This window comes from Citrobacter sp., assembly GCF_050252275.1.
GTDB lineage: Bacteria > Pseudomonadota > Gammaproteobacteria > Enterobacterales > Enterobacteriaceae > Citrobacter_A > Citrobacter_A amalonaticus.
In genome coordinates this window covers 1-9,214 of record NZ_JBFWLF010000186.1, presented here as the reverse complement: position 1 = coordinate 9,214, position 9,214 = coordinate 1, and the positions used below count along the sequence as shown (strand labels likewise).

Annotated in this window: 7 protein-coding genes and 2 pseudogenes; 3 read left to right on the top strand and 6 right to left on the bottom strand. The window is 50.7% G+C overall.

Features of this window, described 5'->3' with window-relative positions; translation table 11 throughout:
- Window positions 1–75: 75 nt before the first annotated feature.
- Window positions 76–1,359 carry a YeaH/YhbH family protein gene (locus AB7E14_RS15495; RefSeq protein WP_316962236.1) on the bottom strand — a complete coding sequence of 428 codons (1,284 nt, stop codon included), beginning with the start codon at window positions 1,357–1,359 and terminating at the stop codon, window positions 76–78.
- 205 nt (window positions 1,360–1,564) lie between these two features.
- Window positions 1,565–3,499 carry a protein kinase YeaG gene (gene yeaG, locus AB7E14_RS15490; protein WP_043000926.1) on the bottom strand — a complete coding sequence of 645 codons (1,935 nt, stop codon included), beginning with the start codon at window positions 3,497–3,499 and terminating at the stop codon, window positions 1,565–1,567.
- A gap of 444 nt (window positions 3,500–3,943) precedes the next feature.
- Here yeaG and AB7E14_RS15485 point away from each other — a divergent pair, with 444 nt between their 5' ends.
- Window positions 3,944–4,690, top strand: a complete 747-nt coding sequence (locus tag AB7E14_RS15485; protein WP_043000925.1) for a MipA/OmpV family protein — start codon at window positions 3,944–3,946, stop codon at window positions 4,688–4,690.
- 68 nt (window positions 4,691–4,758) lie between these two features.
- On the opposite strand, the gene AB7E14_RS15480 is transcribed toward AB7E14_RS15485, so the two are convergent.
- Window positions 4,759–5,262 carry a YbjP/YqhG family protein gene (locus tag AB7E14_RS15480; protein WP_058587950.1) on the bottom strand — a complete coding sequence of 168 codons (504 nt, stop codon included), beginning with the start codon at window positions 5,260–5,262 and terminating at the stop codon, window positions 4,759–4,761.
- A pseudogene (locus AB7E14_RS15475) lies at window positions 5,262–5,615 on the bottom strand (hypothetical protein). The gene AB7E14_RS15480 and the pseudogene AB7E14_RS15475 overlap by 1 nt, the downstream one beginning before the upstream one ends.
- Before the next feature lie 250 nt (window positions 5,616–5,865).
- On the opposite strand from AB7E14_RS15475, the gene AB7E14_RS15470 reads away from it, so the two are divergent.
- Window positions 5,866–6,720 (top strand): aldo/keto reductase, encoded by an 855-nt coding sequence (locus AB7E14_RS15470; RefSeq protein WP_316962313.1) that lies wholly within the window; start codon window positions 5,866–5,868, stop codon window positions 6,718–6,720.
- A gap of 111 nt (window positions 6,721–6,831) precedes the next feature.
- Here the strand turns inward: AB7E14_RS15470 and AB7E14_RS15465 are convergent, their stop codons facing one another.
- Complete coding sequence (locus tag AB7E14_RS15465; protein WP_316962237.1) at window positions 6,832–7,716, bottom strand: D-hexose-6-phosphate mutarotase; 885 nt, start codon at window positions 7,714–7,716, stop codon at window positions 6,832–6,834.
- Window positions 7,717–7,800: 84 nt separating this feature from the next.
- Window positions 7,801–8,796 (bottom strand): glyceraldehyde-3-phosphate dehydrogenase, encoded by a 996-nt coding sequence (gene gapA / locus AB7E14_RS15460; protein WP_043000921.1) that lies wholly within the window; start codon window positions 8,794–8,796, stop codon window positions 7,801–7,803.
- Window positions 8,797–9,137: 341 nt separating this feature from the next.
- On the opposite strand from gapA, the pseudogene AB7E14_RS15455 reads away from it, so the two are divergent.
- Window positions 9,138–9,214 (top strand): annotated as a pseudogene (locus AB7E14_RS15455) (peptide-methionine (R)-S-oxide reductase MsrB); the annotation flags it as partial.

Genomic DNA, 9,214 nt, shown 5'->3' with positions numbered 1-9,214 from the left:
GGCCAGCAGGGATATGGAGTGCAAAAAAGGCATGAAATGAACCAGCCAGGAGATTATTTCCTGGCTGGCTGTCGTTTAATCGGTGCTGGTGGCACCTTGTTTATGAAAAAGTTCGCGGAACACCGGATAAATATCATCCTGATCGCGAATATGTTGCATCGCAAAATTATCAAACGTGGCTTGCAGATGTTCATATTCGCGCCACAGGGTTTGATGTGCGCGGCGGGTAATTTCGATATAACTGTAATAACGAACCACCGGCAGCAGTTTCTTCGCCAGAATCTCATGGCACAGCGGAGAGTCATCTGCCCAGTTATCCCCATCCGATGCTTGTGCGGCGTAGATGTTCCACTGCGCAGGATCGTAACGTTCTTTCACAACGTCATCCATCAACTTCAGGGCGCTGGAAACAATGGTTCCCCCGGTTTCCTGAGAGTAGAAGAACTCATGCTCATCGACCTCTTTTGCCTGGGTGTGGTGACGAATATAGACCACTTCCACATTCTTATAGGTTCGGCTCAAAAACAGGTAGAGCAGAATATAAAAGCGTTTGGCCATGTCTTTCGTCGACTGATCCATGGAGCCGGAGACGTCCATCAGGCAGAACATCACCGCCTGGCTGGACGGATCGGGCCGCTTCTCGTAATTTTTGTAGCGCAAGTCGAAGGTGTCGATAAATGGCACGCGTTCTATCTTGGCCCGCAGCTCAGCAATCTCTTTGCGTAATCGTTCCTCCTCCAGCAGTTGCGCCGGTTCGCTTTTGCTGATGGTGTCGAGATCCTGTTCCAGCGCGTGTAACTCGCGTCGTTTGCCGGCCGTCATGGCCGTGCGCCGGGCGAGAGAATTTTGCAGCGAACGCACGACGCTGATATTGGCCGGAACGCCGTTGGCGGTATAACCCGCCCGGTGCGTTTTATACTCCGTAAGCTGGCGCTGCTGGTTTTGTTTCAGGTTAGGCAGCGCTAAATCTTCGAAAAGCAGATCAAGGTATTCGTCTTTAGAGATCTGAAAGACGAATTCATCCTGGCCTTCACCGTCCTGACTGGCCTGGCCCTGTCCGCTACCTGAACCGCCGCCTCCGCCCTGCGGACGCTCGATACGGTCATTTTGTACGAAATGGTCGTTACCTGGGTGAACGCGATGGCGCAGGCCGCCGCGCCCCTGATGAAACATCGGTTCGCTGATATCTTCCGTCGGAATGGAGACAGATTCACCGCTGTCTACATCGGTCACCGAACGCTTGTTAATGGCCTCGGAGATCGACTGTTTAATTTGTGCTTTATAACGGCGTAAAAAGCGCTGGCGGTTAACCGTGCTCTTATTTTTGCCGTTAAGTCGTCGGTCAATGAACCAGGTCATATGCCCCCCGTACTGCATTTGCCAACTTTACGCTTCATCCTTCACGTTATCCCGGCGTTGGCTGCATTCGCTCACCCCAGTCACGTACTTATGTACGCTCCTGGGGATTCACTCATTTGCCGCCTTGATACACCTTGAATGATTTCGCGTACAAACGAACTATTTGCCCGGTAAACGGAGAAAATCTTCCGGGTCATTTATGCTGTTAAGACGATTTACGTACGCGCAGATACCATTCGCACAGTAAACGCACCTGTTTACGGGTGTAGCCTTTTTCCATCATCCGGTCGACAAAGTCGTCGTGTTTCTTCTGCTCATCGGTCGAGGTTTTGGCATTGAACGAAATGACCGGCAGCAACTCTTCGGTATTGGAGAACATTTTCTTCTCAATGACCGTGCGCAGTTTTTCATAGCTGGTCCAGTTCGGATTTCGTCCGCTGTTGTTCGCTCTCGCACGCAGCACAAAGTTGACGATTTCATTACGGAAATCTTTCGGGTTGCTGATCCCCGCCGGTTTCTCAATTTTCTCCAGCTCCGCGTTCAGCGATTCACGGTCAAACAACTGACCGGTATCCGGATCGCGGTATTCCTGATCCTGAATCCAGAAGTCGGCATACGTGACATAACGGTCGAAAATATTCTGTCCGTATTCCGAGTAGGACTCGAGATAGGCGGTCTGGATCTCTTTACCAATAAACTCGGCGTATTTCGGGATCAGATAGCCTTTCAGGAACTCGAGATAACGCTCAGCTTGCTCCTGCGGGAACTGTTCGCGCTCGATCTGCTGTTCCAGTACATAGAACAGATGAACCGGGTTCGCAGCGACTTCGACATGATCAAAGTTAAAGACGCGCGAGAGAATTTTAAACGCGAAACGGGTCGACAGACCATTCATCCCTTCATCGACGCCGGAGTAGTCGCGGTATTCCTGATACGACTTCGCTTTCGGATCGGTATCTTTCAGACTCTCACCATCATAGACGCGCATTTTCGAGTAGATACTCGAGTTTTCCGGATCTTTCAGGCGGGAGAGAATCGAGAAACGTGCCAGCGTTTCCAGCGTTCCCGGCGCGCACGGCGCATGCGTCAGTTCGCTGTGGTTGAGCAATTTCTCGTAGATTTTAATCTCTTCGGAAATGCGTAAGCAGTACGGTACCTTCACGATGTAAACACGGTCGAGGAAGGCTTCGTTGTTTTTGTTGTTACGGAACGTCACCCATTCCGATTCGTTCGAGTGGGCGAGAATGATGCCGTTAAACGGCAGGGCGGAGATCCCCTCAGTGCCGTTGTAGTTACCTTCCTGAGTGGCGGTCAGCAGCGGATGCAGCACTTTAATCGGTGCTTTGAACATCTCGACGAATTCCATGATCCCCTGGTTGGCCCGGCACAATGCGCCGGAATAGCCATACGCGTCCGGATCGTTTTGTGCGTGGTGTTCGAGTTTACGAATATCCACTTTCCCGACCAGCGCGGAAATGTCCTGGTTGTTCTCATCGCCCGGTTCCGTTTTGGCAATCGCGATTTGCGCAAGAATCGACGGCCACACTTTCACCACGCGGAATTTGGTGATATCTCCACCAAACTCATGCAGGCGTTTGGCCGCCCACGGTGACATAATGGTGCCGAGATAACGGCGCGGAATGCCGTACTCTTTTTCCAGAATCTGGGTATCTTCTTGCGGATTAAACAGGCACAACGGATGATCGTTCACCGGGCTGCGTTCACCGTTGGCGCTCAGCACATAAATCGGGACACGCTGCATCAACGATTTCAGTCGTTCGGCAAGCGATGACTTCCCGCCCCCTACAGGCCCCAACAGATACAGGATCTGTTTCTTCTCTTCCAGCCCCTGAGCCGCGTGTTTCAGATAAGAGACAATCTGTTCGATCGCGTCTTCCATGCCGTAAAACTCTTCAAATGCCGGGTAACGTGCAATGACCCGGTTCGAGAAGAGGCGAGAAAGTCGGGGTTCCTGGGCAGTGTCGACCATGACGGGCTCACCAATAGCCATCAATAGCCGTTCTGCCGCGTTGGCATAAGCACTGCGATCTTGCCGACAAGTGGTAAGAAACTCCTGCAGTGTGAACTCTTCGTCCTTGGCAGCTTCATAACGCTGGCGATAGTGATCGAATATATTCATGATATGCCGTCCTTTCGTTTTTTAGCACAGGTTAAGAGCCGTTCATATGAATAGTAGAGGCTCCCGGAAGAGGTAGACTGAACGACGTCATTTACTGTCTCGTATCAAAAAAACAGCAACTCTCATGCCAGCTTTCACCGCGTGAGACCAACGTGCCCGGCGATACAACTTCTAAACTAAAGCGTAGATGGCATTTGCAAAACTTGCATGCACCCGCAAATGATTTTCAATGGCATATCAATAACTCATCCGCAAAAAGTGCATAGCAAATGTAAATAATGCAGTGGAAGATCACACCGTTTTCACCGCACTGTAAGCCAAGTGTCATCTCAGCCTGCAAAATTAGACGGTTACATTCTTTCATTAATTTGTAAAATGGTTGGGTTGTAACGTATTGGCGGTTACACTTTTGCCGCTGAACATTTGAAAAAGGAAAGATGGATTGTGACCAAACTCAAACTTCTGGCACTTGGCGTGTTAATCGCATCGTCTGCTACCGTGGTGCATGCTGAAAGCAACCTGACGCTTGGCGCTGGCGTTGGTGTGGTTGAACACCCATATAAAGATTACGACGCGGATGTTTATCCGGTTCCGGTGATTAATTACGAAGGCGATAACTTCTGGTTCCGTGGTCTGGGTGGTGGGTACTACCTGTGGAACGACGCCGCCGACAAATTGTCGATCACCGCTTACTGGTCCCCGATGTATTTCAAACCGGGTGACAGCGACGATCGTCAGATGCGTCGTCTTGATAAGCGTAAGAGCACCATGATGGCGGGCTTATCATACTCTCACCATACCGAATATGGTTTCCTGCGTACCACGCTCGCCGGGGATACGCTGGACAACAGTAACGGCATCGTCTGGGATCTGGCCTGGCTGTACCGCTATACCAACGGCGGCCTGACCCTGACGCCGGGTATCGGTGTGGAGTGGAACAGTGAAAATCAGAACGACTACTACTACGGCGTGTCACGTAAAGAATCCTCACGCAGTGGTATGCGGGGTTACAACCCGGACGATAGCTGGAATCCGTACCTGGAACTGAGCGCGAACTACAACTTCCTCGGTGACTGGAGCGTTTACGGTACCGCACGCTACACCCGTCTGTCTGATGAAATTACCGACAGCCCGATGGTGGATAAATCCTGGACTGGCCTGATTTCAACCGGGATCACCTATAAGTTCTGATTGTGCATTATCATAGTGCGATCGACAAAAGCCACAAAGCCCGCAGTGCGGGCTTTTTTGTCACTGAGTCATTCGACCTCTTTGGCATGTCGCTTTGCTTTTTCAATAGCCTGCCTGTCAAAAATAAAGTGCTCATAGCCATCGGTGACGTTTTTGACTCTGTAGATTTTCCATCTCCTGTCTTCTTTCTTCAGGTAGACACCTATCTGATAGGTTCTGTCGTTTTCGCATCCAAGCCAAACCGTAACGTATTGACTACCGTCAACGTCTTGTGCTTTGCCCACCTTCAATAAAGGGATCCAGTCGACCGAATAGTCCTGCGCGTACGTATAATAGTCAGTGTCGATGATTTCTTGTTCATAAATATGTGAAATAACATCAAGTTGAATTAACGTTTCGCGGGAGACGTAATCATGCATTTTCTCAGGATCTGGCTTTATTTTGCCGGGGCTATTGGCAAAAACAGGTAAATAGTAGCGATAAAAATCAGCTACGCGTTTTTCGGCATCATCGCCTCCTGAAACGCAGGACGCGAGTAAATACACCATGGATACGACAAAAAAGAGGCGCATTACTTTTTCCTGTACATTTGATAAGGCGGTTTCGATGAGCGATAGCCAGGTCCTCCCCAGAAGTCCCTTTGTTTGAAGTCAGAGTACCAGTCCTGACCATCGAATATCGCCATGTGGCCAGCGGCATGTCCGCCTTTTTATGGCTGGATAACGCCAACGTCGTGTGTCGGTGCAATTTTTCTAAAGCCAGCCGCCTCCAGTATCGAGCCGTCATCTTTAGCATTATGTGTATTGGTCACAATAACTCCGCCCGCCTGAATTGCTCTACGCACGTATGTTGCGCAGTTATTGGTTGGACCCGGTTCGGCGTGGTTTTTTGCCCAGTTTCCAGCATTCCTGGTATTCCATCCCATAAAGTATTATCCATAGTAAACATGTGGAATAACCAATAGACACCTTTATTAATTAGCAGGGTTAGTCATTTTGTGCCGGGTGGTATTATGGGGATGCTCCTGAAAAATATTGTCCAACATAAATTGCGCTTCCCTGGAAGTGTGAATATGCCTAAGTTTTAACTGAGCCCTGAGAGTGCAATCTGTGCATCAAAACAGGGCACTTGCGCCCTGTTTTGCATTACGGTGGTGCACAACTAAGGAGAACATGATGACAGATAAACAGGTTGTCTTCGCTGGTGGAGTTGTTCTACCTGCGATCGGGCAGGGGACATGGTACATGGGTGAAAATGCCGGTCACCGCCGGGCGGAAGTGTCTGCACTTCGCGCGGGCGTGGATCTGGGGCTAACGCTCATCGATACCGCTGAAATGTATGCCGATGGCGGAGCGGAAGAGGTGGTCGGTGAGGCGCTCAACGGACTGCGTGAACACGTGTTCCTGGTGTCGAAGGTTTACCCATGGAACGCGGGTGGGCAAAAAGCGATTGCCGCCTGTGAGGCCAGTCTGCGTCGTCTGAAAACCGACTATCTGGATCTCTATTTATTGCACTGGTCAGGCAACTTCTCCTTCGCCGAGACGGTCAAGTCGATGGAAACCCTGATGGCTCAGGGTAAAATTCGTCGCTGGGGAGTGTCCAATCTTGACGTCGACGATATGCAGGCGCTGTGGCAGATTCCGGGCGGCAGGCAGTGTGCGACCAATCAGGTGCTGTATCATCTGGCTTCACGCGGCATTGAATACGATTTATTACCGTGGTGTCAGCAACATCAGCTTCCCGTAATGGCTTACAGCCCGTTGGCGCAGGCCGGACGTTTACGCAGCGGTTTATTGAATCATCCGGTGGTCAATGAGATTGCGCATGCGCACGATGCATCAACTGCGCAGATCCTGCTGGCGTGGGTCATCAGTCATCACGGAGTGATAGCGATTCCAAAAGCGGCAAGCGTGGAGCATGTACAGCAAAATGCGGCGGCGCTGAGCATTACGCTTTCCGCTCAGGAACTCGCCGCGCTGGATAAGGCGTATCCCGCGCCGAGAGGCAAAACGGCGCTGGATATGGTCTGATGAGGTTCGGTTTTGACTCGTTGGCCGGATAAGATGCGCTGGCATCGCCATCCCGCAAACAATGCCAGATGACGACCTGTCAGGCCTGTGACGTCTCAACCACAATCATGCTTAGCGCTTCGCAACGCGAATGGTTTGCGCCAGGCGAGAAGGTTTTTCTTCGGTGGTCTTCTGTGCGGCGGTGGCATACGCCGTTTCTACGCACACAAAGGTTTTATAGCCATCATCCGGCATATCGCCCATGCTCACAGACAGCGCCGGGCCAGGGTTCCAGCCGACCACATTGAGATGGTGATGATGTACAACGTCGATGTTACGATTCAGTGCGGCATCGTGAATCACGCTGCAGGCTTCCGGGTTCAGATAGACACGGTCAGTACGATCCGGGAACGCCTGTACGCCATCAGTCAGGACGTCTTCTTTCGCATTATTCACTTTATCGATGAAACGATCGCCCAGGCCGCTGACTTTCACCGTCGCGATATCGCCAACGTTGAAATAGGTATGCAGCGCAGAGGTCGTTTCAAATTCACCGTGCGCTTCAAGCTCAATCTCGCAGGTTTTGCCTACTTTAAAGCGCGCCAGCAGGGTGAAATCATGTGGCCACAGTTTCAGTGTCTCTTCAGTGCTTTGCAGTTCAAACGTCAGCACTGCGCCGTTGTCGTCTTCATTATGCGCTTTCAGCGTCCACGGCAGGTTACGGGCAAAGCCGTGAGAAGGCAGTCCTTGCTGTGCCGCCGGACCAAACCACGGCCAGCAAATCGGCACGCCGCCGCGCAGCGCGATGCCATTTTTAAACGGAGTGTTGTTGCTCAACCACAGAACCTCTTCTTCTCCGGCTGGTTTCCAGGAGAGCAGGTGCGCGCCCTGTAACGCAAAAGACGCTTTTACCTGCGGGTGGTCGACGACGATCAGGTCCAGCTCGTCAAGCTGACGGCGGGAGAGGACAGGGGTAATATGCTCAATGACTGGAAGTGCAAAAATTTTATTAATCATGATGCAATCCTTGATTCAACCGTAGCGAAAGCCATAAAAAAAGGCGACCGAAGTCGCCTTTTTGGATCAGTTTCTCATCTCAACTTATTTGGAGATGTGAGCGATCAGGTCCAGAACTTTGTTGGAATAACCGGTTTCGTTGTCGTACCAGGAGACCAGTTTCACGAAGTTGTCGTTCAGAGCGATACCCGCTTTAGCATCGAACACGGAAGTGCAAACTTCGCCGTTGAAATCGGTAGATACAACGTCGTCTTCGGTGTAACCCAGAACGCCTTTCATCGGGCCTTCGGAAGCTGCTTTGATGGCTTTCTTAATGTCTTCATAAGAAGCCGCTTTTTCCAGACGAACGGTCAGGTCAACAACGGATACGTTCGGAGTCGGAACACGGAACGCCATACCAGTCAGTTTGCCATTCAGTTCTGGCAGTACTTTACCTACAGCTTTAGCTGCACCGGTAGAGGACGGGATGATGTTCTGAGCCGCGCCACGGCCGCCACGCCAGTCTTTGTGAGACGGGCCATCAACGGTTTTCTGAGTAGCGGTGGTTGCGTGAACAGTGGTCATCAGACCTTCGATGATGCCGAAGTTGTCGTTGATGACTTTAGCCAGCGGAGCCAGGCAGTTGGTGGTGCAGGATGCGTTGGAAACGATGTCCTGGCCAGCATATTTGTCAAAGTTAGCGCCTTTAACAAACATCGGGGTGTTATCTTTGGACGGACCAGTCAGTACGACTTTTTTCGCGCCAGCAGTGATGTGCTTACGAGCAGTCTCGTCGGTCAGGAAGATACCGGTCGCTTCAGCTACTACGTCAACACCAACTTCGTCCCATTTCAGGTTAGCCGGATCGCGTTCAGCGGTAACACGGATTTTTTTACCGTTAACGATCAGATGACCGTCTTTCACTTCAACGGTACCGTCGAAACGGCCGTGAGTGGAGTCATATTTCAGCATGTAAGCCATGTAATCAGCGTCTAACAGGTCGTTGATTGCAACGATCTCGATGTCAGAACGTTTCTGAGCAGCACGGAAAACAATGCGACCGATACGGCCAAAACCGTTGATACCTACTTTGATAGTCATATATTCCACCAGCTATTTGTTAGTGAATAAAAGGTTGCCTGTAAAATTACAAAAACCTTACGCAGCGTCAAGCGGAATCGTGTCAATCATTGCGACAAATCAATCCTGTGACTAACGTTTGTGCGACTGACTCGCCTCACTTTCCCTTTGAGCTAGCAACCACATGGGGGCTGCGCCCGGAATTTTAAAGGCCTCGCAGGATAAATATGTGAGCATGATCACAATTGCCTGACCGCCTTTTCGCGACACATAAGTTTAGATCAAAAGTGCACGCAAGGGTGTTAATTTTTTTTTAGAATCCGGGTTAAAAGATGTCTGTTTCTACAGCGAGAAGTAAGCATATGTCGAACCAACGTAACCCTGACGATTTGAAAAAAAACCTCACAGAAATGCAGTTTTACGTGACGCAGAATCACGG